We start from the raw sequence: 23,466 nt of genomic DNA, 5'->3' as shown, positions 1-23,466 counted from the left end.
TAAATTTCTGCAATGGAAGCAGGTACTATTGTTTACATAATCTTATTGATAATATGGATCGTTCCCTCTGCCATCGGGCTGTGGAAGCTTTTTGAAAAGGCAGGAGAGGCGGGATGGAAAGCCATTGTACCCATCTATAATGCCGTGATTTGGCTGCAACTTATTGGCCGCCCGGTTTGGTGGATCATCATGCTATTTATTCCTGTGGTGGGTCTGCTGGTGCTGGCAGTGATGATCATTGACCTCATCAAATCTTTCGGAAAATTCGGGCTCGGAGCACAATTGGCCGCCATATTCTTCCCCTTTATATACCTGCCCTACCTGGCCTTCTCTGATGCGCGATATTACGGAAAGGGAAGCAAGCTGGAACGTCCGGGCGGCAAACGCTCTGAAGCAAGGGAGTGGGCTGATGCCATCATCTTTGCATTGATCGCTGCCACCGTGATCCGTTGGTTCCTGATAGAAGCATTTACTATTCCTTCATCATCCATGGAAAAGTCTCTGTTGATCGGGGATTTTCTGTTTGTGAGCAAAGTACATTATGGGCCGCGCATCCCGAATACGCCTCTTTCCTTTCCGCTGGTGCATAATACGTTGCCGGTTTTCGGGACCAAATCCTATATTGAATTGCTGCAACTTCCCTATAACCGCTTGCCGGGCTTTCGCGATGTGGAGCGGATGGAAGCCGTGGTCTTTAATTATCCACGCGAAGATGGCCGGCCTGTAGATAAAAAGGACAACTACATCAAGCGATGTGTCGGCATTCCGGGCGATTCACTGAGTATTGTGGACCAGATGATACACATTGACGGAGTAGCGTTGCCGCAGCCGGAAGAATCACAGTTTACTTTTGAGGTGGTGACGGAGCAGCCGATCTTCAATAAGAGGATGCTGCGCAAATATGACATTACAGAATATCAGGCTTTGAACAGCACCAACTATCAAATTAAGATGACAGAAGTCGCGGCTGCAGAGATTGCAGCTATTCCGGTGGTCAAGGATGTCAAGAAGATTGTATTGCCTAAAGGATTCAAGCAGCCTGAGATTTATCCCTTTGAGCCGGAGCTGCAATGGAATATTGACAACTATGGTCCGGTATATCTTCCACGGAAAGGAGATAGAATAGCAATGACCGTTCACAACTATCATGTTTATGAGCGGCCGATAAAAGTGTACGAAGACAATCCGTCTCTGGAACTGCGCGACAGCATCGTCTATCTCAATGGGCAGCCGCTTGAGGAGTATGAGTTTAAGATGGGCTATTACTGGATGATGGGAGATAACCGTCACAACTCCCTGGATTCACGCATGTGGGGCTTTGTGCCGGAGAACCATATCGTTGGCAAACCTCTCTTTATATGGATGTCCTGGGATACTGATGGTGGAGGACTTAGCAAGATCAGGTGGGGCCGGCTCTTCAATTTGATCCACTAGTTAATCAGGCAACCTTAAAACCTGCCGTGAACCTGTATTTCTATCCGAATCAAGAAATTTTTTAAGATTGACCAATTGTAAATTACTTTTCTATATTCGCACATTATTTCATCTCACAAAAAACAAATAAAAATGAAGAAACTGATGCTACCGCTGCTCGTTGGTGGCTTGATGCTGTTTTGCACATCATGTACTATGAGCTTTGTTACGGTTACCAACAATCCGATTGGGTCTAAAGTAGGCGTGGCCAAAGAAAGGGTGCTTTTTAATCCGGACGCTGACTATTCTTATAAGAAGGCGGCAAATAATGGAAACGTTGATAAAATTGGCGCCACTGAATTTCAATACAAGTATTTCATCATTCCTCTCTCGGTCAAAACTTCTGTTTACGGGGAATAACCTTTTCTTAACCACAAAAAAATTGGCTAACAATGAAATCAATAAAAGTAATAATACTCGGACTGATGATAGCAGGATTTACTTCATCTTGCAGTACCACCCTGCCACTTCAGGCTACGAACAATTCCATTGCATCAAAAACAGGTGTTTCTTCTAACACTTGCCTTTTGTCTACGCGCTATTATAATCCTGCTTCAGGAGGAACCATGCCTTCATCATTGAGAATGATCAGCAACGGCCTGTGCTTCAATGGTAACTATGGTATTCGTGAGGCTGCTGAAGATGCAGGAATTTCTCAAGTCGCCACGGTTGACCTGAAGGTGACGAATTATGTATTGTGGCTGAAATGGGAATTAGTTGTAACCGGTGAATAATCATCTTTGTCTAAATTTTAAATGAAAAGAATCATGAAAATGAAAAACATACTATTAGCTATTTTATTTGCAACAGGACTTTCATCTTGTTCTGTGGGCTTACCACTTCAGGTTACTGACAATTCAGTAGGTACAAAAGTGGGCAAAGCAAGTTACTCAGTAATTCTTGGCTTTATCCGTCCTATGGACGCAGATATTGGAATAGCCCAGGCTGCTGAAAATGGCCGCATTGAAAAGGTCGCAACGGTGGACTTTCATATTAAAGCCGGGATTTTTAAAACCACCTATACCACAGTGGTAACTGGCGAGTAATCTTCTTTTTCAATCATTCAAACTAAACCTGGACTGGCATTGCGGTCCGGGTTTTTTTATTTGTCTTCTATTATGAAATTAAAAAGTGTAGCTGCTTTCTTTATGCTCACTGTAATGGCGGCCTGCAGCACTGCAGAAGAGAAGATATTGGGCCTGGCATGTTTCCGCCCGGCCCCTGACGATATACTTACCGCACCGGATTCAAAAAGTTACCGGGAATATATTGCCATAGCAGAGGATATCTTGTATCTCGAAAATGTGCCTTTAACGAGAGTGGTAACAGCTCCCGGCCGGGTTACTTTTATTGCGCTGCCACTTGGCGAAGCAGATTCAGTAATCGCAGCTATTAGAACTCATCCTGCTCTCGCTGCTCACAGGGACGATGAGTGGGGGCAACATTATTTATTAAGATTGACTGAATTTGGGACTTATGCACTGCTACATAAAGGAGAAGGAGGCCAGCCCGTGCTGTTCCTCAACGTTTTTGAACATACTGCCGCTGCTGAAGCCGCATTTGCGGAGAAAACATTTTTTGCACAATATCTTACCTGCAAATAACCACTGATAATCCAACCTGCCAAAGAATGCGGTATAACCTGCTCATCCTGAAACTCCTGTTTACAATTTTATTCATGGCCTGCACTTCCAAAGAAAAAGTAGATCTCATTATTCACGATGCAACCATTTATACGGTAGACAGCGGCTTTTCCCAGGTTTCTGCCTTTGCGGTAAAGGATGGAAGATTTGTGGCTACCGGCCCTGACGAAGAAATCCTTGAGCGATATGAGGCTGACGAAATCCTTGATATGCAGGGCAAATTCATTTATCCGGGACTGATTGACGCACATTGCCATTTCTACTGGTTCGGGATCAATCTCTCTGAACTCGACCTGGTGGGAACAAAGTCATGGGATGACGTGGTACAGCGCGTAAAGCAATATGGCGATGAGAACAGCCAGGGATGGATATTAGGACGCGGGTGGGATCAGAATGACTGGCCGGTAAAAGAATTTCCGGAAAACAGGAAGCTGGACAGCCTCTTTCCTGACCGCCCGGTTTTCATCAGGCGCATTGACGGCCATGCAGCAATCGCGAATACACACGCCCTGAAGCTCGCAGGAATTGATTCCACAACCTCCGTGGATGGTGGTGAGATAGGCATGAGAGATGGTCTCCTCACAGGGATTCTGGTAGATAATGCTATGGAACTGGTGCAGGCAGTGGTACCCCGGGCGTCTGCACAAAGAAATATTGAAGCGCTGACGAGTGCAGAGGAAAGATGCTTTGAGGTTGGCCTCACTTCAGTAGGCGATGCGGGCCTGGATAAAGCAAAGATTGACCTGATAGATTCGCTGCAAAAAAACTCAAAACTCAGGATGCGCATCTATGCAATGCTTACGCCTGATGAACAAAATATTGAGCATTATTATAAAAACGGACCTTATAAAACGGAGCGCCTGAATGTACGCTCCTTTAAGTTTTATGCAGATGGCGCCCTCGGCTCTTATGGTGCGGCACTATTGGAAGGATATGCTGACCAGCCCGGCAAGAACGGCTTCCTTCTGCAAGACCCCGGCTATTATGTGAAGTTCGCGCAGGAGATGAAGGAACTGGGATTCCAGATGAATACACATGCAATTGGAGACCGTGCAAACAAGCTCATTCTTGATATTTATGGAGATGCCCTGGGCGAAGGAAATGACAGGCGCTGGCGTATTGAGCATTGCCAGGTGATCAGTGTGGAGGATTTTCCCAAATTCGGCAAATTCAATATCATCCCATCCGTGCAACCTACGCATGCCACCTCAGATATGTATTGGGCGGCTGACAGGCTTGGCAATGAACGCGTTGAGTATGCTTACGCCTGGCAGGACCTGCAAAAGTCGGCAGGCCTGGTGGCAGGAGGTAGCGATTTCCCGATTGAGGATATCAACCCCTTGTTTGGTTTCTATGCGGCTGTGGCACGAAAAGACAAGGACGGCTTTCCACCCGAAGGATTCCAGCCCGGAAATGCACTGACACGGGAGCAAGCTCTGCGCGCCATGACTATCTGGGCAGCTTATGCCGCATTTGAAGAGACGGAAAAAGGCAGCATTGAAACTGGAAAATTCGCTGATTTCGTGGTTTTTGAGGAAGACCTTATGACGGCTCCTGAAGATTCACTCTGGCAATTGCAGGTGTCTCAAACCTGGCTGGGAGGCGAACAGGTGTTCATCCGTAAGTAGCTGAGGATCTGTTGGTTGTTTTTCGGGTTTTCACCGCTGATAATCCTTTTTTAGCAGTAATTTCATATTGAATGCTTCAGGGCTTCAGGATGCAACTTGTACTTTTGCACCTACATTTTAAAACTCATACACCTATGAAAAAGATTACGATGCTGGCGTTTTTCAGCTTGACAATGATAGCTTTAAATGCGCAACACGGTCCTGTGGTTCCGATTGACAGCATTCAATATGTGAACCCGCAAGACCTTCAGAATGGGGAGGATGATCCTGCCAATTTCCAGTATGGAGACACCGTAACAATTGAAGGCGTGGTAAGCTTTGATCCCGGTTGGTACGGCTTAAGTACGAGCAGAAGTCGCAAATCCACATGGATACAAACTGAGGCCCCTATGCCTTTCGGAGGCATTGAAGTGATGGCTGAACCTTCTGCCTTTCAGGGTTATGACCTTGACCAGTTAATGACCGAGGTAAAGTTTATGGATAATATGGTCCGTGGCCTCACCGTGAAAGTTACCGGGCAGGTGCGCGAGTTTGAAGGTTCAACCCAATTGCACGTAATGCCGGTAGAGTCGGAGATCACCAATCTTACTCCTGTCAACTTACAGCCGGAACTTCTGGAAATTGAAGATTTTATGCAAAATGATGGATCAGGAAATCAAGTAGAGCAAATGGAAACTGCCGAACCCTGGGAAGGAGTATTAGTAGAATTCCGAAACGTGAAAGTAGTGGATATTACGGCAAGCGGTAGCCGCTGGTTCTGGTCTCTCCAGGATTCAAAAGGAAATAGAATTGGCGTCCGAGACGTTTCGGGATGGTTCAGAAATGATAATACGTCTGACAATCCTACACCGGCAGGCTACAATTTCACACCGCCTGTTGAAGGTTCTGAGATCTCCTACGTGCGGGGCATTATTGTGCAGACCGAGAATTTCGGATATCAGATAGGTCCACGCGATACGAATGATATTGGCCCCGTGGTATCACCGCCATTTATTGAATCCGTAACGCGTACGCCCACCGTTCCTTCTGCCACGGATGCAATTGAGGTGACCGGCCGGATTTCTGACGAAAATGACGCAGTCGCTTCCGCAACGCTCCACTATCGTGTGGGTACGACCGGTTCCATTTCCGAAGTGGCAATGGTTGAAATTCAGGACAGTATTTATCGCGCACAGATCCCTGCACAAGCGGATGGGGCCTACATCTATTATTGGGTTAGTTCCGAAGATGCTGACGGAGGAAGTTCCTTTGTGCCGGATTCGCTGCAGACAGGGTATGTAGTGCAGGTATTGGACAACGGCATCCGGTCTATCCGCAATATTCAGCGCACTCCAAGTGGTGGCGGCTCTTCCATTTGGGAGGATGATACGCTGAGAAATATCAACGTGAGAGGAGTAGTAATAGCAACCCTGAATGATCTGGGCCTGACAACAATACAGGATGGAACCACTCCTTTTTCAGGAATTTTCCTGCGTGCAAGGGCCGGAGATGGTATCGTGAATTTACACCGGGGAGATAGCATCCAAATCACTTCAGCAATTGTGACGGAAATATTTAACGTTACGCATCTTGAGAATATAACTTATGAGGTAATCTCTCATGGAAATGAGCTCCCGGCTGCCGTTACCGGCCTTCCCATGGATTCAGTGCGGACTGGTGCAAACGCTTACTCAGAAGCTTATGAAGGAATGCTGGTACAATTTGATAATGTTTTTATTGCCACTAATAATGCAGATTCGCCCAGCTACTTTGGAGAATGGGCTATTGGGGAACAACTCAATACAACTGCTGGCTTACGGGTGGATGACTACAGTACCAGGATCGCTGACAATTTCGCGGAAGACTCCTTAACCCGCAACCAATTTTTACCATATCTGAGAGGCATCATGTACTTCAGTTTCAGTAACTGGAAGATCCTGCCGCGCGACCTGAACGACATTGGGTCTTTCGAACAAAGGGCCGTAATTTCATTTGAGCCGGGTGTGCTCTCTGTGAGCGAAGATACCGGCAGCATCGAACTGGCCATTACGCTGACGAATACGCAATCCGTACCGGTAGAAGTTGAGGTGAATGTCGCCCCCGGGACCACGGCATCTGAAGGAACTGATTTTTCGATCACTCCCAAAACGATCACATTTCCCCCTAATTCTTTTACCTACACCACGTTTACGCTCAGCATTACAGATAACACTACCATGGATCCGAATGACACGATCATTTTGGAATTGGAAAATACTGCGAACATTGCAGACATTGATGTTAAGGAAAAAACGATTATTGTAATAGATGATGAACAAACCGGCTTAAAGGAGCAACCTGCATCATTTGCAGCACGTATTTTCCCAAATCCTGCCAGCTACCATTTCCGGTTGAGCCTTAATTCAGATAGACCCGCATCCTATTTAATTAGTATTCAGGATATAGCAGGGCGCACCATCGAATCCTCAGAAAGGGAAGTAGCAAAAGGTGAGAACAATATAATTTTTAACATCAATGGTTTGCATCAGGGGATTTATTTTCTGCGGATACAAAATGAAAAGGATGTGGAGATGATCACCTTTTCAGTTGTGAAGTAAGAGAAAGTATCTCGTTTACTATATTTTTTACCGGGCAGAAAATATTATCTGTCCGGTTTTTTATTTTATAATTTTATAAAAAAACATACATTGTGAGCAGGCAGAGGTTGTTCTGATTATAAGAAATAAAATTTCCTGAAACTTTGTGTGGAAAAAATCATTGCCAATAGAATAAAGAGTTGCCTACATTAGCAGGCAATCTGGCAGATTCGTAAGGTTGAAAAGTCAACGGTTTTGGCAAAATGGCGCAAGCATTTATCACCAGGGCGTTGGCGTAGTATTTGACTTTTACAGGCGAGAGTGTTTTAAAGATATAAATTTTAATCTCAATATGGAAGCTAAATTTTCACCCAGAGTCAGGGACGTGATCAGCTACAGCAGGGAAGAAGCCATCCGTCTCGGCCACGACTATATAGGAACGGAGCACTTACTCCTCGGCATTTTACGCGAAGGAGAAGGAAAGGCCATCCAAACATTAAAAAGCCTCGATTCCGATTTGATCAGGTTGAAGAAGACCGTGGAAGATACCATTCGCAATACGGCATCTCACAAGAAAGTTACCGGTAATATTCCTTTGACCAAACAAGCGGAAAAAGTACTGAAGGTAACATACCTGGAGGCTAAAATTTTCAAGAGCGATCTGATCGGAACCGAGCACCTCATGCTCTCAATTCTGAGAGATGAAGACAACATAGCAGCCCAGGTGCTGAATCAATACCTGGTGAACTATGAAGCCTTTAAAGAGCAATTGGAAGATATATTCTATTCTCCCAAAGGTGAATATCCTCAGGATCCTGCCGAGGAAGATTTCGAGCGTAGCGATCCCTCAAAAGGGTATGGCCAAAGCCGCAAGAGTTCTGAAGTTAAATCCAAAACACCGGTACTAGACAATTTCGGAAAAGATCTGACGCGTAGTGCTGAAGAAGGCAAACTGGATCCGATTGTAGGAAGAGAGCTGGAAATAGAGCGCGTTTCTCAGATCCTCAGCCGCAGAAAGAAAAACAACCCGGTATTGATCGGGGAACCCGGGGTAGGTAAAACCGCAATTGCTGAAGGTCTGGCCCTGCGCATTACGCAACGAAAGGTGAGCCGGGTGCTTTTCAATAAGCGCATCGTTTCCCTGGATCTGGCCTCATTGGTGGCTGGAACAAAGTACCGGGGACAGTTTGAAGAACGGATGAAAGCGGTAATGAATGAACTGGAGAAAAATCCTAACGTGATCCTCTTTATTGATGAGTTACATACCATCATTGGAGCGGGCGGAGCATCAGGGTCTCTGGACGCATCCAATATGTTCAAACCTGCTTTGTCGCGCGGAGATATTCAGTGCATCGGAGCCACTACGCTAGACGAATACCGCCAGTATATTGAAAAGGATGGCGCTCTGGAACGAAGATTCCAGCCGGTAATGATAAATCCCACCACTCCCGAACAAACCGTGGAGATACTCACCAATATCAAAGAAAGATATGAAGATCACCACTCAGTGAATTATGACGACAAGGCGATTGAGGCATGCGTCAAACTGAGCGAACGTTATATCAGCGACCGGTATTTGCCGGACAAAGCCATAGATGTATTGGATGAAGCCGGTGCAAGGGTCCATATTACCAATATTCACGTTCCGCAGGATATCCTTGATCTTGAAAAGAAGATTGAAGACATTAAGGATGAGAAAAATAAAGTGGTAAAAAGCCAGCAGTATGAGGAAGCTGCCAAGCTGCGCGACAGGGAAAAGCAACTTCTGGAGCAGCTTGAAATCGAAAAGTATAAATGGGAAGAGGAAACCAAGAAGCAGCGCTATAGTGTGACGGAAGAGGATATTGCTGAAGTTGTGGCAATGGTTACCGGCATCCCAACAAAACGGATAGCACAGAGTGAAGGCATCAGGCTCCTGAACATGGAGCAGGAACTTCAGGGTAAGGTTATTGGCCAGGTAGAGGCAATAAAAAAACTGACCAAGGCCATTCAAAGAACCAGAGCCGGATTGAAAGATCCGAACCGTCCGATCGGAAGCTTTATTTTCCTGGGGCCTACCGGGGTGGGAAAAACGGAAATGGCGAAAGTTCTCAGCCGTTATTTGTTTGACACTGATGATGCGCTCATCAGAATTGATATGAGCGAGTATATGGAGAAATTCGCGGTAAGCCGGCTGGTTGGTGCCCCTCCGGGATATATTGGCTATGAAGAAGGCGGACAGCTTACTGAAAAGGTGCGCAGAAAACCTTACTCAGTGATCCTGCTGGATGAAATAGAAAAGGCGCATCCGGATGTATATAACATCCTGCTCCAGATCATGGATGAAGGCTTTATCACAGACAGCCTGGGCCGCAGGGTAGACTTCAGAAATACTATTATCATAATGACCAGCAACATTGGCAGCCGCCAGTTGAAGGACTTTGGTAAAGGTGTTGGTTTTTCCACTACAGCCATTAAAGAAGGAATTGATGAGTATACGAAAGGCGTTATTGAAACTGCGCTGAAGCGTACCTTCTCTCCAGAGTTCCTTAACCGGATTGATGATGTAATTGTGTTTAACAGCCTTGATAAGGAGGCCATCCATGAGATCATTAACCTTCAGCTCGACTTGTTGTACAATCGCATCAACCAGATGAATTACAAAATTGAGTTGACGCCCAAGGCTAAGGCTTTCCTGGCTGACCGGGGGTTTGATCCCAAATACGGTGCGAGGCCCCTCAAGCGCGTTATCCAGAAATATCTGGAAGATGCCATTGCCGAAGAAATCTTAAAATCCAAGATAAAGGAGGGCGATGTGATCAAAGTGGACTTGCCCAAGGATAGTGAGGAACTGGAGATAAAGATCCAGGCCGCTAAAAATACCGAAGCCGAGGAAAGCGGCAAAAAGAAAGGTGGAAAGTGATGCACTGAATGAGTAAATAATAAATAGCAAAGGCCGTTTCAGACATTAAGTCGAGACGGCCTTTTGCATTAATTTTAAACTGTAATTATTTTAATGTTAAAATTTAGTTTCTATTTTAATAAATCAATAATTAGAATTAAAATATTTTTCTTGTCCTGTACCTGATGTGTGGTAAGCATTGATTGCCTATAAGAGTTATTGATCCTTTTTTTTCCTGAGTCGAATTTCCTGTATCTTATTCTTTCGTTTGGCTTCGCGATCCAGGATGCGGTCTCTGCGGTTGGTGAAATAGTCTGCCGTACGCACTGCATAGTCGGCAGGCTCAATCCGATCGCCATATCTGCGGGCGTAAACCTGTGTGAATTCTGCCCCAAAGAAAAGGATCAGGCAGGCATAAGAGATCCAGATCAGAATTACGATGACAGAGCCTGCCGCACCATAGGCTGATCCGGGATCGGCCTCGCTGAAATAGAGACCTAAGGCAAATTTGCCGGCTACAAACAGCACGGAAGTCACAACGGCTCCCGTCCAGACATCCCGCCATTTTATTTTCACGTCTGGCAATACTTTAAATATCAAGGCAAAAAGGATGGTGATGATGCCGAGGGAGATTATAAGATCAATGAACCTGAAAAAATAAATAGTCCATCCCGGAAGCTGGCTTACGATCCAATTGCTCAGCGCGGAGAGGGCAGCAGAAACAATAAGAGAGATCAGGAGGAGAAATGCAATGACCATGACCATTCCAAAGGAAAATGCACGGTCGCGCAGCAGGCCGAGGAATGCACGCTTGGGCTGGGATTTTACGCCCCAAATTTCATTCAGTGATTTCTGTAAGTGAAAGAAAACACCTGTTGCGCCAAAGATCAGCGTACCAATGCCAATGATGGTGGCAGTAACCGTTCGCTCGCTCATGCTTGCTTCTGCGATCATTGTTTCGGTTTGCTTTGCGGCTTCGGAACCTACTATATCGCTCACTTGTCCGGCAATCTCTCCTTTTATGGCATCAGGCCCGAATATCGTCCCCGCTACAGCAATGATGATAACCAGCAGCGCAGGAAGTGATAGAATTGCATAATAGGCCACCACGGCACTCAGCCTGAAAGGTTCATCCTCGTTCCATTCAATATAAGTTTCTTTCAGCAGGCTCCATAAATGGCTGATGTGAAATCTTCCTAAAGCCATATTTCTTCTTTTATTCAACAGCTATAATGATTTTTCCTGGTGAAAGTTTTGATTAGCTCTGCCTGAAAAGTGAATGTTCACCCTGATTTTTTCAGAAGAACAATTATCTTTGCACCTCTTTTTTCAGGTAGTAAACTACCGGATGAAGGATTTGGTCCCATAGCTCAACCGGATAGAGCAACTGCCTTCTAAGCAGTAGGTTTCAGGTTCGAGTCCTGATGGGATCACGAAGGTGAGATCATCAGACGAGAAGTTTATCCCGGTTTTTTGTCGGGAAGTCCTGATGGGATCACTGAATTGCCCAGGTGGTGAAATTGGTATACACGCCATCTTGAGGGGGTGGTGGCCTCTGGTCGTGCGGGTTCGAGTCCCGCCCTGGGCACGCTTTTTAATTAAACCCGTTATGAATCGAATATTCGCAACGGGTTTTTTTTATGTGGAGGTGGGGTACAATGCGCTTCAAAGTCTTTCATTATCATTACAGGTTTATCTTTTAAACCAAAGGAATAGCACTAATCCTTATTATTTCTGGATAAAGCCTTTGCTGGTGCGAGTTTAACGGAATAATCTGGAATGCCAATGGAAGATTATGCAGTGTAACTCGTACCTTTAACCGCCATGATCAGGAAGTACAAACATTAGAGATGCAGCAGTGCGAAAGAGAATCAACGTATCAAACTGGCAATACCGTAACTGGTACCTTTACCGATTATGATGAACTGATTGAACGATTAGGGCTGAATGGCACGTTGTACGTTACAGAAAATTATCATTTGAAAGAGCACAACATGTACGGATCTTCTCGGCTTGGCGCTTACAAGCACGACAGCCTTACGCTGAAGTGGTTCCACTATAAAGGTATATTTGACGCAGAAGAAGGAACGCTTACAGACATTACTTATTTGGATTCAGGAACAACGGTTACCGATACCACTCATTTCAGGCGCTGTAGGGGTCAAAGACTGTATGAATTGACCAATCTTTGGGGAACGTACTCGTAGTGGTCACAGACAGAAAATTGCCTCAGGATACCAGTGGGAATGAAAGGATTGACTATTATCTGGCAGATGTGGTAAGTGCGCAAGACTACTACCCGTTTGGGATAAAATGTATTCACTTGCTTTTACAGCGTGACTACTTGCTTTAAAGATGAAACGGTGATCATTCTTCAATACCACCTTAAGCCAATCCTTCAAATAGCCGGTATTGTTGGTAATGATCTTTGAAAATCCGAGAGAAGCACAGATGAAGGCAGAGGTTAATTCAGCTACAAGCTCCTCCTGGGCATATGTTTATTATTTTAATATCAAAAAAAAAGGGAAAGCCCTTCCGGAACTTTCCCTTCTTAATTTGAATTAATTAGCCGGTTTCCCTTATTTCACCTTTATCTGCTTAGTGGCAGTTTTTTCCTTGTCTTTGGGAATTGCAATATTCAAAATGCCACCTTCATAAGAAGCATCAATACTGTCTGCTTTTATGTCATCAGGCAAGGTGAACATCCGGTAGAAAGAACCATAATGCGATTCCACCACATGATGCTTTTTATTTTCCTGACGAACGAACTTCCGCTCTCCGCTGATGACCAGGGAATTTTGCTGCACCTCAACATTAAACTCCTCTTTCTTCAGACCGGGTACAGAAACAGCAATCTCATATTGATCTTCGGTCTCTGATACATCAACCTGGGGACGGAAATTGCCATCCTTGGTTTTTACTGCATCTTCAAAAAACCTGTCCAGCATAGTGCTGAAAGATCCGGGGATCGCGTCCATTTCATTAAATCTAACAAGTGCCATAATAACCTCCTGTTTTTATTGGTTTAAGTTACGTTTATCAAATTGAATAAAATCATTGATAAACCCACTTAATCAAATAATTTGCAAACACTAAATTGGAGCAACCAGAGGCTAAATTTTGTCAGTACAAAAGATTTATTGGCAGAAATCCTGAAAAAAATTCACTGACAGCACTGACGCTTTTGCAAAAATCAAAGGCTATAGGTGACAGAATGAAGGAAACGCCCCCGGGACTTTTAGTCCGGGATGAGGTGGAAATGATATTCCAACGTGAGGCTGACGTAGGAAAATTGCCAGGTTGCATTGTCCATTTGCCTTTTGTCATAATAATATGGTTCGGGATGGTAACGGTAGAGCATCCAGTCGTGGTTGTAGTTGGCCATAAACGTAAAACGGTCGGCTATCCTGTACCCAATGCCTGGCCTTGCTGAAAAATACATCTCGCGCCCTGTCCCGGCATCAGTACCCTGAAAGCTGCCACCTGCACCGCCTAAAGTAATAAACAACCCCGGGGCACTTTTAAAGTAATGGTTATAGGCCAGTGTACCGGTAATCATAAAGAAACCCGCAGGCACATCCCATTGCTTTTTCAATAAAACCCCACGGTAGGAAAGCCCGGCAGTAACCGCTTTAATTGGCGAAAGCGAAATATGAAAGCCATACATTTTAACTTTATAATTATCCATAAAGTCCGATTTGGAGAACGACCGCTCTCGCCATTCCCATTCGGGAGGGGAGGAGCCAATCAGATATTCTCCACTGAACTCCCGGTTTACTTGTGCTGAAATTCCAGCTACTTTAAAATCAATCCCTGCATTTAAATAAATGATCCGCTTCTTCACGGTGTCCGCTTGCGTTTGCCCTGCTAGTGTGCCGGCCATGCATAAAATTAATCCTAAAATAATGAGTGTTCGCATCTTCTATTTCAATTTAAGATCCCAGGTAGTGGTATCGCTGACCGTCCTTGCACCAAATAGCCCAATTCCACCACTGATGGTGGACACCACTTCACTCACCTCAGAAAAGGGATCTTGCCCGGAGTATTTCGCACTGGCCAGGGATTCTATGAAATCCGCAGTGGTTTTTGGATAATTTATCGTGTAAGCGATTAGCTGTACCTCATGGGCTTGTGAAGAGAAATAATACAGCACCTCATTCTCGTGCCTTTCCTGGATTGAATCGCGCAAAATACTTTCAACATCATAATTGCTTAGGCTAAATGAAACATCGTTAAAATTTACTACTTCAAAATTGTCCCCTATTCCTGCAGGATTATCAAAGAAATATTTAATCCTTATTGTACCGCTAATATAACCAGAAGGATCCTCGTAATCAATGCTCACCACATCATGGGTTACCGAAGTAACCGGGACCTGGGCCGGGACATAAGTTTCACCACTTACCAGCCTGCCGCCCTGCATCACTTCCAAACGGTAGCTTTTACCAATCTCAATAGTTACACCAGTGTCTGTAAAGTAATAAGTATCTCCACCATCGGGCAACTGCTCAACCCCTTTTACCAAATACATTGGATGAGCAGTGGTGCCTTCAAATAAGGTAACTACTGCATCATTTAAAAAAACAACCGAACCCTGCAATTCGTCTGGTGTGTCCAACCCCTTGCTCTCCATGATATTGGCCTGGGGCGGTTTCCCTGGCTCCAGCATGCAATACACTACAATTTTTTCATCATAGTCCTCATAAGGAATCTCGATGGTTTCCTGGCAGGCATAAAAAAACAGAGTTGAAATAAAGAAACAAATATTAAGAATTCTCATTTTTCTAAAATTTAAAATTATAACTGATAGAAGGGATCATTGGAAAAAGGGAAACTTGCCGGGCATAGGTTCTTGTGAGGTTGTTGTTCGGGTTTTTTTCTTTAACCGGATAAATAAAATAAGCATTCCTTCGGCTGTATAAATTATATATATCCAGACGCCATTCTGAATCCCACTTGCTGTCAGGGACGGTATATTTAAGCCCAACATCCAGGCGGTTGTACGCCCTAAGCCGTTGGTTGTTCCTTCCTTCATAGTGATTAAAAGATCCACCCGGATAGGCATTCATCCACCACGAATTATTATCCTGCCAACCATTTACAGGCAATGTGTAGCTTCCTTTTGGAAAAGTAACCCAATGCCCGCTTCCATAAACAAAGACTGCAGAGAAGCTCCACTTTTTAGAGAAATTATAAAATGCCACTACAGATAGATCATGCCTTCGGTCATACTTGGCCGGAAACGTAAGCCCCCGGTTCACATCAGGGAATTTCCGCTCGGACCATGCCAGCGTATAGCCTACCCAGCCATTGAGCCGCCCCTCCCGCCTCCTGAAAAAGAACTCACCGCCATAACTCCAACCTTTCCCAAAGATAAATTCCTCATCAATATTATCATTGAAGAATACATTCGCACCAGGCCTGTATTCTATTTGGTTTCGCATATCCTTATAATAAAGCTCTACACTTGCTTCGTATTTATTGTCAAAGAAATTCTGAAAATACCCAACGGCCGCCTGTTGTGCAATTTGCGGTTTTACAATATCGCTGCTGGGCACCCACAAATCAAGCGGAATGGAAATGGAGGAACTGCTCACCAGGTGCAGGTACTGGTTCATCACCGTATAGCTAGCCTTTAAGGAGGAATTGGCCGAAAGGCTGTACTTTCCCGTTACCCGCGGCTCCACGCTCCAATAATTGGTGCTTTTATAATTAAACCAAGGAATTCGCACACCCAGGCTTATAGCCAAATCATCAGAAATTATAATTTCATCATTAACATAAACTGCCGATTCGTTTACATTCTTAACCTGATCAGGCGGGAACAGGATCCCAAGTTCCTCCTCAATTTCTTCCTTACTGCCTTTGATGGCCTGTGGAATAAACCGGTGCAGGGAGAAATTAAAACCAAAAGTTAATTTGTTCCGGGTATTTGGAAAATAATCAAAATCTGATTTAAGGGTGATGTCCCGGATGCCGGAAAAAAGTCCCACGTTAATTGAATCAAATTCTGAATTGACCCGAAAACCGTAATCATTATAAATTAGAGAGGTGTTTGAAAAGAGCTTTTGAGTAAAAATATGGTTCCAGCGCAGGGTGCCGGTATTGTTGCCCCAGTCCACCTGATAGCGTAGTTTGAAATCATCATCTGTTAATTTAGTAAAGAAAATATCCTTTCCATGATACCCGCTAAGGTAGATGCGGTCTTTATCAGAAAATTTATAATTAACCTTTCCATTTACATCATAAAAATAATAGGCACCATCCTCTCCCTTCGGTAAAAATGGCCGCACCACGGCATCAGCATAGGTGCGCCTGCCACTCACCATGAAGGATGATTTATCTTTAACGATCGGCCCTTCAGCCGTAATGCGCGATGCAATCAGGCCAATGCCTCCCTCCGCATGGTATTCCTTCAAGTTGCCCTCCTTCATGCTCATGTCCAGGATGGAAGAGAGCCTGCCACCATACCTGGCCGGAAACCCTCCTTTAATGAGGGTGATGTTCCGCAGCGCATCCGGGTTGAAAATGCTGAAGAAACCAAAGAGGTGAAACGGATTGTAAACCACAGCTTCATCAAGCATGATCATGTTCTGGTCGGGGCCGCCACCGCGCACGTAAAAGCCAGCCGATCCTTCATTGCCGCTTTGTACGCCCGGCAGTAACTGCAATGTTTTCAGCACGTCTTTCTCCCCACCAATTGTAGGCATTTCCTTTACGGTTTCCACGCTCACCTCGATAGTGCTCATTTTTGGTGCCTCTACATTTTCCCGCGACTTTTTATCCGTTACAACCGCTGCTTTCAGCATAGTGGCCTGCGGAATGAGAGAAATATTGAGCGTGCGGTTGCGATCCAGGATTATCCGCTTCGCCAGGCTTTCATAGCCCACATAGCTGACCACCATATCCAGCGTGTCGGCCGGCAATGTAATAGAGTAATAACCATAGGCATTGGCGGCAGCACCTGTCTCCTGGCGGGGCAGATAAACGGTTGAACCAATCAGCGCTTCGCCACTGGTGGAATCTTTAATGTATCCGCTAAGCGTGTATTTCTGGGCATTCCCATTAAAAGGTAGGAGGCAAAACAGGAGCAGTAAACTCCCCGCAAATAGTTTCATAGGATATGGTGGAAAGAGCGACAAAGGTAATATACAGCCTTAGGCAAAAATTACTTTTCTGAGCGACCTCATGGCGTCCTCATTGCCAACGGCCAATCGCCAACAGCTAACAGTCGATAGCCAATTCCGGCTTTAGCGTCTTTACCTTTGCACCATGTTATTAACTGCCTCTGAACTGGCGGTCATTTTTGCTGACCGCATTCTATTCGATGATGTTTCTTTTACAGTAAACGCTCGTGAACGCATTGGTCTTGTGGGCCGCAACGGTGCGGGGAAATCCACGCTACTCAAGATCATGGCCGGTGAGCATGTGCCGGACGTGGGAGAGGTGGTATTACCACGTGGGAGGAAGATCGGATACCTGCCTCAGCAGATGGTACATCAGGAAGGAAAGACCGTTTATGAGGAAGCGCTTTCGGCTTTTGCTGAGTTAAAAGCACTTGAAAAAACCATTGATGCGCTGGCGGATGAAGTGGCCCACCGGCAGGATCACGAATCGGCTGAATACCTGGAGTTGCTGAACAAACAGCATGAAGCCAACGAGCGCTACACCATGCTTGGCGGGCACGGCATTGAAGGTGAAACGGAAAAAGTGCTGACGGGGCTTGGATTTGAGCGCAGTGATTTTGACGCTCCCACAAGCACCTTCAGCGGTGGATGGCGGATGCGGATAGAGCTGGCCAAGATCCTGCTCCGGCAGCCTGACGTCATTCTTCTGGATGAACCGACCAACCACTTAGACCTTGAGTCCATCCAATGGCTTGAGGAATTCCTGAAATCGTATGTCGGAGCCGTATTCCTCGTGTCGCACGACAGGGCATTCCTGGATAATCTCACCAACCGCACTATTGAGATCAGCAACGGCAGCGTTTTCGACTATCCTTCCAACTATAGCCGCTACATGGAATTACGGCAGGAACGCAGGGAACAACTGCAATCTTCTTATGAAAACCAGCAGAAACAGATAAAACAATCCGAGAAATTCATTGAGCGATTCCGGGCCAAGAATACAAAGGCCACGCTGGTTCAGAGCCGGATAAAGCAACTGGATAAAATTGAGCGCATTACGCTAGATGAAGAGGATACTTCTTCTATAAAGTTCCGTTTTCCGGATGCGCCACGATCCGGGCTCGTGGTGGTGGACGTAAAAGACCTGAGCAAACGATATGATGATAACCTTGTGCTGGACCACGTTTCAATGGAGATACACAGAGGGGAAAAGGTGGCGTTTGTAGGAAAAAATGGCGAAGGGAAATCCACCATGTCGCGAATCATCGGAGGCCGCGAAAATTTTGAGGGCACTATGAAACCTGGCCACAATGTGTCGCTCGGATTCTATGCCCAGGACGAAGCCGACCGCCTGCCCCAGGACCTGACTGCATTCCAGGTAATTGACAATGCAGCGACCGGAGAAATGCGCCTGAAAGTCCGCAGCTTGCTGGGAGCATTTCTCTTCAGCGGTGAGGATGTGGACAAGAAAGTGAAGGTGCTGAGTGGAGGCGAACGCTCCCGCCTGGCATTGGCGCGCCTGCTACTGCAACCGGTTAACCTCCTTATCCTGGACGAACCTACCAACCACCTCGACATGCGTAGCAAGGATGTGCTGAAGCAGGCGCTACAGAACTATACCGGTACTCTCATCCTCGTTTCCCACGACCGTGATTTCCTGAAAGGGCTGACGCAAAAGGTGGTGGAGTTCAAGGATCAGAAAACCCGCGAATTTCCGGGTGATGTGTATGAATTCCTGCGCAAAAAGAAGCTGGAAACCCTGGATGAGCTTGGCCGGCAGGCGGATGAAAAAAAGGCCGCTGCCCCTGTAAATGAGCCGGTTGACAACAAAGCCCGCTACGAGGCAAAAAAAGAGTTGGACCGCGAACAGCGCAAATGGCGCAAACAGGTACAAGACCTGGAAAAGGAAGTGGCAAAACTGGAAAAATCCATCGCCAGCCACGAAGCCGACATGGCCGATCCCGCCAAGTTCAAGACCATGAGCCACGATACTTTTACACAGTACGATAAGCTGAAAGCCCGCCTGGAAGCCGCCATGAATGAATGGACCGAAGCGCAGGAAGAATTCGAGAAATTTGAAGAGAAGAAACGGGAAGTGTGAAAATGCGTAAAGATTTAAGATTCAATGATCACGTTAAAAAAGAGAAGCTTCTAAATATCTACTTTTGACATCCGAACGAAACAATAGTAGCCGTGGAGGTGAATAAGAATTTCATTACTGAACTTGAGATCAGAAACTTCAAATCCATAAAGGAGATGAAGCTGCGGTGCAAACGGATCAACCTTTTTATTGGGCGGCCTAATGTGGGGAAGTCAAATATTCTTGAGGCGCTGGCTTTGTTCTCTGCGCCATATCTGCTAAATGAACCTGTTTATCTTGGGGATTTAGTACGCTTTAATGACAATCGAAACTTTTTCTATTGGCACATCTTCACTCACTCAATTACCTGAAATATCTGAATGGTTAAAAGCGATAGAGCAGCGTTACAGCGCCCCATTCCAACAATTGAAAGAGTGGATTTAATTGGTGGCTAAGCATCCATAGCTAAAGCGCATTTGGAGGGAAGTGCTTAAATGCGGATATTGCAGTCACAAACCAAATTTAAATGACGATGAGCAAAAGATTAAACCTTCTGAAATTGATCGTATTAATCATATTTCTCGGATTTATAGCGGTAAATTCAGATGCGCAAGTATTAATATCAAACGTAGAGAAAATACCGGAATTGCAGGGTGGAGTTACCTACGTGGTAATGAACGATCCAGACTCGGAAATTGCCAAAGAATATAAAAGGATTTACAGGAAATACTGGACTTTTACGAGGCTTGATTTTATTTGTAAGGAGGATATGAGTAAGGTATTTGGCAGGAACGTTACATTTCTTACGTTCCGCTGGGAGCTGGACTCCTATCGCAGGGGTTCTTATGTTTACCTGTACCTTTCGCTTTGGTATCCACGGGACAGGTTCTTTATGCGAAATAAAAAATTTTCAGAGAAAGACATCAGGCCGGTGGCCAGAATACAAATGTTCCCTGATCATAACCTTGTAGATGCACAATACGAACTCTTCCGGCAAGATGCTGATCTGGGTGGCCGTGTGCGAAACTGGGATAAGGGTTATTTAAAAAACTATATTCAACAAATAAACCAGGGATTTACTGCTAAAAAGGAAATAACATTAAAAGATAAAATAATTAATAAAGAAAAGCTAAAAGTACTAAGGAATGAAAAGCTCTATATTCCGGATTATGTGCTTATTAAGTTTAATGAATTCACTGACAGCGAATCGGATAAGCTAACGGCAGGGGAATTAATGAAGGACTATGTTTATGATTATGAAATTGTTTCTATAAAAGAACTTAATGACCGGATACTAAAAGATACGAATCCTTTTTATTATCTTATGTATACCAAAAGCCAGTTTCAAAAGACATTAAGTATTATTAATTCTGCTACCGGTGAGGTAATGTATTCTGAACATGCAGGTTCCGGTCGCAATCTCAAGGCAAAGGATATAAGAAATATGGCTAAGAATATATAAGGTATTTTCTGTTTTGTGTTATTTTAATAATTAGCACCTCTGTTTAATAAAATGAATTGGCGGAAATAATATTCAGATTCAGAGAATTCGATTTGCAGCAGAATGCGGAGGTCTTCCCGCTGGGGACGGATACGATGCTGCTGGGCGCCTGGGTGCAACCCCTTGAGGCGCGCTCCATCCTGGATGTGGGAACCGGCACCGGAGCGCTGGCATTAATGATGGCGCAGAAAACCACTGTCAATATCGCAGCCATTGACGTTAGCGAAAAGGCGGCAGAGCTGGCCCGGCTGAATGTGAAGCAAAGCAAATGGCCCTCGCAAATTGCTGTATCGCAAATATCATTGCAGGAATTTGCCAAAACAAACCACAATCATTTTGACCTCATCATCAGCAATCCACCTTACTTCCGCAATTCGCTGAAGCCACAGAAGCTGCATCGTGCCACGGCCCGCCACGATGATCGGCTTCCGTTGTGCGATCTGCTGCACTTTAGTCTTTTACTGCTTTCAGCCAAAGGCCGAATCTGCCTGGTGCTACCCACTACAGAAGCCGTCCATTTTATCGGTCTTGCAGAAGTATCTCCCCTTCACCTCCTAAAAAAGGCACTCGTAAAGCCGACCACTTCGCATCCTCCCAATCGAATGCTCCTGGAATTCAGCAAAGACCCGCAGGCAGTTGCGGAAGAAATGATCGTTATCCGCGAAGGCAATCCTGCGCATTATACCGGACAATATATTGAGATGACAAAGGCGTTTCATTTTCCGGGCGCATTGGGTCCGGCAGAGTGAGAATCTGGATAGCGCTTGTCTTTTCGGGATTTTAATATTTAGTGGATATCACTGCGTAATTCTTTTAAAGCACTTTCACTTGAACTTTAAAGCGTCTTTCCTGGATCACCAACGTCAAATCAATTACTTTCGAGTTGATTGAAATAACCAAAATATCTCGCTTTATTTGTTGACATATTTTTATTAATCATAGTAAAATAGTCGGCTACAACCTGACTTATTATGATATCAAACATCATTGAGCTGGAGCGAAGGTAAAATTTAGCCATTTGCTCACCTCGGAAGGTGTCCGTTTTATTGGCCTGGCGGAAGCATCTGCGGGAAAAGAGACCAATAAATTATTTCTCCACGATACAACCTTCTTTCAAATCTTTTACTTTACTTTACTTTGCAACACAAAGTACTTTTATGATCACTTTAAATCAGGAAGCATATTGCCTATACGCTTCGGCAGAGGTAAAAAGCTTATTGGAACATGCCCCCGGGATTTGTATCACTTTCCGGAATCACCAGATTGCGATCGGTTGCTTGGCGTTGAAAACGCTGCAACTTCCCAACACCTTATACGGGGAATGCAAAGCAGCGATAACAGTTCGTTCTGCTGGACTTGAATGACGCTTTTAAAACGCTAAAAAAATTTGCCACATCACTTTGTAGCTCAAAGTACTTTCAGATAATTTGACTATGAATACAACAAATAACAACGCTTTCGTATGTCAACATTAAAACTTAAAAATAAACAATCTTTCCGGGAAAAGCTATCTTGGAAAATTGCTTACGGATTACGTCCGCTATACCTGTACATGAGGAGAAACAGAAAACCTTGGAATGTCACGGTTGAATCATTGAGCAAAATGCCTGAAGGTACCTTGGGCAGGGATGTAGGCATTTTCCTGAAACGGCATAACCTGGAAGTGATTCCAATGGCAGAGTTTCATGATGTTTACCATGTCTTATTTAATTATGGAACTACAATAAAAGATGAAGCCTGTATCCAGTTTGTTCCGTTGGGAAACGGAAGGTGGTCTCTTCCTTATGTTGCCTGCACGTTTGTTTCCGCGGCTTTTTACCCAGAATACTGGAAAGATTTCTACCGGGCATTTTGCACGGGCAAAAACGCTAACAAATTTCATGACTGGGATTTTCAGGAATTATTGGGTGCTGAAACTGAAAAAATACGGAGGATGATATTTGAGAAAGAATAAACCTGAAATTCCTTATCCGTCCCGTCCCAACCCTCCAAGAGTTTTGATACTCTTGGAGGGTTAATCATCAGTAAATTATTCCGGAGGTAGAGGTATGATTGTAATTGACCTGCTGTAGCGTTGAGAAACGAAGAAAAAGGACGATACTGCCGCCCCGCATTTCTTTAAAGGAAATGTGACGGTGGTGCGGTAGCTTCAACTTTTGTGAATGGATGAAACAATTATTGCAATCACCGTAGGCGGGACGCCTGGGGATAGTTCACACTCGCCAGAGGCGAGCGAGAGCGGGGAGCGGGGAACTCTCGATTTACAACCGCTGTGGCGAAACCATCTGGAAAGGAGAAAATGAAGGCTGGGACGGAACAGTTGCTCATGTAGGTCCGATTTGTTATCGGACAATTCCACGACAGCGGAATATCAGGGCCGGGTAGGAGAGCGGAGTCATCCAGCCATGGTAGCCCGTTGCCGGGCTTGTCCCAATGCAATTGGGACCTACATTAATTCGGCTTTCCAGCCGGATAAGTCCGGCCACGGGCCAACTCTCGATCTACAACCGCTGTGGCGAAACCATCTGGAAAGGAGAAAATGAAGGCTGGAATGGCACTTCAGGCGGAGCAATGGTAC

The 23,466-nt window shown here is 45.1% G+C and carries 20 protein-coding genes and 2 tRNA genes; 17 read left to right on the top strand and 5 right to left on the bottom strand.

The genetic code is table 11. The features are described from left to right. Positions 1-12: 12 nt before the first annotated feature. The 8 genes from lepB (at position 13) to WD077_01580 (ending at position 10,201) form a co-directional block, all read left to right on the top strand. Entirely contained in the window at positions 13-1,434 is a 1,422-nt protein-coding gene (gene lepB, locus WD077_01615) for a signal peptidase I (protein MEX0965907.1), read from the top strand. 132 nt (positions 1,435-1,566) lie between these two features. Beyond that, a complete protein-coding gene (locus WD077_01610) occupies positions 1,567-1,833 on the top strand; it encodes a hypothetical protein (protein ID MEX0965906.1) in 267 nt (88 codons plus the stop codon). Between the two features lie 32 nt (positions 1,834-1,865). Further along, a complete protein-coding gene (locus WD077_01605) occupies positions 1,866-2,207 on the top strand; it encodes a TRL domain-containing protein (GenBank protein MEX0965905.1) in 342 nt (113 codons plus the stop codon). Positions 2,208-2,240: 33 nt separating this feature from the next. Then, entirely contained in the window at positions 2,241-2,519 is a 279-nt protein-coding gene (locus tag WD077_01600) for a TRL domain-containing protein (protein ID MEX0965904.1), read from the top strand. A 72-nt stretch (positions 2,520-2,591) separates the two neighbouring features. After that, on the top strand, positions 2,592-3,077 hold the full coding sequence (locus tag WD077_01595) for a hypothetical protein (protein ID MEX0965903.1): 486 nt from the start codon (positions 2,592-2,594) through the stop codon (positions 3,075-3,077). A gap of 26 nt (positions 3,078-3,103) precedes the next feature. Next, complete coding sequence (locus tag WD077_01590; protein ID MEX0965902.1) at positions 3,104-4,744, top strand: amidohydrolase; 1,641 nt, start codon at positions 3,104-3,106, stop codon at positions 4,742-4,744. Positions 4,745-4,878: 134 nt separating this feature from the next. Then, positions 4,879-7,320, top strand: coding sequence for a T9SS type A sorting domain-containing protein (locus WD077_01585; GenBank protein MEX0965901.1), 2,442 nt, complete (start codon positions 4,879-4,881; stop codon positions 7,318-7,320). Between the two features lie 331 nt (positions 7,321-7,651). Continuing rightward, on the top strand, positions 7,652-10,201 hold the full coding sequence (locus tag WD077_01580; protein MEX0965900.1) for an ATP-dependent Clp protease ATP-binding subunit: 2,550 nt from the start codon (positions 7,652-7,654) through the stop codon (positions 10,199-10,201). Positions 10,202-10,396: 195 nt separating this feature from the next. Here WD077_01580 and WD077_01575 read toward each other — a convergent pair whose 3' ends face one another. Beyond that, entirely contained in the window at positions 10,397-11,386 is a 990-nt protein-coding gene (locus WD077_01575; GenBank protein ID MEX0965899.1) for a YihY/virulence factor BrkB family protein, read from the bottom strand. Between the two features lie 153 nt (positions 11,387-11,539). Between WD077_01575 and WD077_01570 the strand changes: the two genes are divergently transcribed. The 3 genes from WD077_01570 (at position 11,540) to WD077_01560 (ending at position 12,387) form a co-directional block, all read left to right on the top strand. Then, a tRNA-Arg gene (locus WD077_01570) sits at positions 11,540-11,613 on the top strand. Positions 11,614-11,685: 72 nt separating this feature from the next. Further along, a tRNA-Leu gene (locus WD077_01565) sits at positions 11,686-11,768 on the top strand. Between the two features lie 262 nt (positions 11,769-12,030). After that, on the top strand, positions 12,031-12,387 hold the full coding sequence (locus WD077_01560) for a hypothetical protein (protein MEX0965898.1): 357 nt from the start codon (positions 12,031-12,033) through the stop codon (positions 12,385-12,387). Between the two features lie 372 nt (positions 12,388-12,759). Here the strand turns inward: WD077_01560 and WD077_01555 are convergent, their stop codons facing one another. The 4 genes from WD077_01555 to WD077_01540 form a co-directional block, all read right to left on the bottom strand. Further along, positions 12,760-13,182 (bottom strand): Hsp20/alpha crystallin family protein, encoded by a 423-nt coding sequence (locus WD077_01555; GenBank protein MEX0965897.1) that lies wholly within the window; start codon positions 13,180-13,182, stop codon positions 12,760-12,762. A gap of 236 nt (positions 13,183-13,418) precedes the next feature. Further along, positions 13,419-14,099: a hypothetical protein gene (locus WD077_01550; GenBank protein ID MEX0965896.1), complete on the bottom strand. Its 681-nt coding sequence runs from the start codon at positions 14,097-14,099 to the stop codon at positions 13,419-13,421. A 3-nt stretch (positions 14,100-14,102) separates the two neighbouring features. Beyond that, a complete protein-coding gene (locus WD077_01545) occupies positions 14,103-14,960 on the bottom strand; it encodes a DUF4249 family protein (GenBank protein ID MEX0965895.1) in 858 nt (285 codons plus the stop codon). Positions 14,961-14,964: 4 nt separating this feature from the next. Further along, positions 14,965-17,298, bottom strand: a complete 2,334-nt coding sequence (locus tag WD077_01540; protein MEX0965894.1) for a TonB-dependent receptor — start codon at positions 17,296-17,298, stop codon at positions 14,965-14,967. 154 nt (positions 17,299-17,452) lie between these two features. Between WD077_01540 and WD077_01535 the strand changes: the two genes are divergently transcribed. From WD077_01535 to WD077_01510, 6 genes are all read left to right on the top strand, one after another. Continuing rightward, a complete protein-coding gene (locus tag WD077_01535) occupies positions 17,453-19,408 on the top strand; it encodes an ABC-F family ATP-binding cassette domain-containing protein (GenBank protein ID MEX0965893.1) in 1,956 nt (651 codons plus the stop codon). 98 nt (positions 19,409-19,506) lie between these two features. Then, positions 19,507-19,758 carry an AAA family ATPase gene (locus WD077_01530; protein ID MEX0965892.1) on the top strand — a complete coding sequence of 84 codons (252 nt, stop codon included), beginning with the start codon at positions 19,507-19,509 and terminating at the stop codon, positions 19,756-19,758. Between the two features lie 161 nt (positions 19,759-19,919). Then, positions 19,920-20,849: a hypothetical protein gene (locus WD077_01525; GenBank protein MEX0965891.1), complete on the top strand. Its 930-nt coding sequence runs from the start codon at positions 19,920-19,922 to the stop codon at positions 20,847-20,849. Positions 20,850-20,905: 56 nt separating this feature from the next. Further along, entirely contained in the window at positions 20,906-21,637 is a 732-nt protein-coding gene (locus WD077_01520; GenBank protein MEX0965890.1) for a methyltransferase, read from the top strand. 854 nt (positions 21,638-22,491) lie between these two features. Continuing rightward, positions 22,492-22,842: a Coq4 family protein gene (locus WD077_01515; GenBank protein MEX0965889.1), complete on the top strand. Its 351-nt coding sequence runs from the start codon at positions 22,492-22,494 to the stop codon at positions 22,840-22,842. A gap of 208 nt (positions 22,843-23,050) precedes the next feature. Continuing rightward, a complete protein-coding gene (locus tag WD077_01510; GenBank protein ID MEX0965888.1) occupies positions 23,051-23,191 on the top strand; it encodes a hypothetical protein in 141 nt (46 codons plus the stop codon). Positions 23,192-23,466 lie beyond the last annotated feature (275 nt).

Source organism: Bacteroidia bacterium (genome assembly GCA_040880525.1).
In the GTDB taxonomy this organism is placed as follows: domain Bacteria; phylum Bacteroidota; class Bacteroidia; order CAILMK01; family JBBDIG01; genus JBBDIG01.
This window is presented reverse-complemented; position numbering and strand designations above follow the sequence as displayed.